The organism is Vibrio sp. 10N.261.52.A1, from assembly GCF_002876325.1.
Classification (GTDB): domain Bacteria; phylum Pseudomonadota; class Gammaproteobacteria; order Enterobacterales; family Vibrionaceae; genus Vibrio; species Vibrio chagasii.
Map to the genome: position 1 here is coordinate 1 of NZ_MCYD01001211.1, position 1,133 is coordinate 1,133.

Consider the following 1,133-nt stretch of genomic DNA (forward strand, 5'->3'; position numbering starts at 1 on the left):
ACAGAGCCCTAGAGCCGATGTTATTGGCTTTAGGGACAAAATTTAAAACGAGCCAAATAGCTCAGTAACAAAGAATTAAAGGATTAACATGACTGATAAATCATACAAAATTGCCGTACTACCTGGTGATGGCATTGGCCCAGAAGTAATGCAGCAAGCACACAAGGTGCTAGACGCGATCGAAAAGAAGCATGCGATTAGCTTTTCTCGCGAAGAGTATGATGTTGGTGGTATCGCCATAGATAACCACGGTTGTCCACTACCAGAGTCTACAGTGAAAGGTTGTGAAGAGTCTGACGCAGTACTTTTCGGCTCAGTTGGTGGTCCTAAGTGGGAGCACCTTCCACCCAATGACCAACCTGAGCGTGGCGCCCTACTTCCTCTACGTAAACACTTCCAACTGTTTTGTAACCTTCGTCCTGCGCAAATTCACAAAGGTTTAGAGTCTTTCTCTCCACTTCGTGCTGATATCTCCGAGCGCGGTTTTGACATCGTGGTAGTACGTGAGCTAACAGGCGGTATTTACTTCGGTCAACCTAAAGGTCGTGAAGGCGAAGGCGCTACGGAAAAAGCGTTTGATACCGAAGTTTATCACCGCTACGAAATCGAACGTATCGCAAAGATTGCTTTTGAATCGGCACGTCTACGTAACAAAAACGTTTACTCCATTGATAAAGCGAACGTTCTACAAAGCTCTATCTTATGGCGCGAAGTTGTCGAAGAGATCGCAAAAGACTACCCAGATGTAACGCTAAACCACATGTACATCGACAACGCGACCATGCAGCTAATCAAAGACCCATCTCAGTTTGACGTCATGCTATGTTCAAACATCTTCGGCGACATCATCTCTGATGAGTGTGCAATGATCACAGGCTCTATGGGTATGCTTCCTTCTGCAAGCTTGAACGAAAGTAACTTCGGCCTATACGAACCAGCGGGCGGCAGTGCACCAGATATCGCAGGCAAGAATATCGCAAACCCAGTTGCACAAATTCTTTCTGCAGCGCTAATGCTTCGTTACAGCCTAGGCGAAGAAGCGGCAGCACAAGACATTGAAACAGCGGTATCTAAAGCGCTTTCAGCAGGCGAGCTAACAGCAGACCTAGCAGGCGATAAACAAGCGCTAACCA

The 1,133-nt window shown here is 46.8% G+C and carries 1 protein-coding gene; it reads left to right on the forward strand.

Annotation, left to right across the window (positions count from 1 at the left end):
* Nucleotides 1-88: 88 nt before the first annotated feature.
* The coding region (leuB, locus tag BCT81_RS25640; RefSeq protein WP_102426292.1) for a 3-isopropylmalate dehydrogenase at nucleotides 89-1,133 on the forward strand (1,045 nt) is incomplete at its 3' end.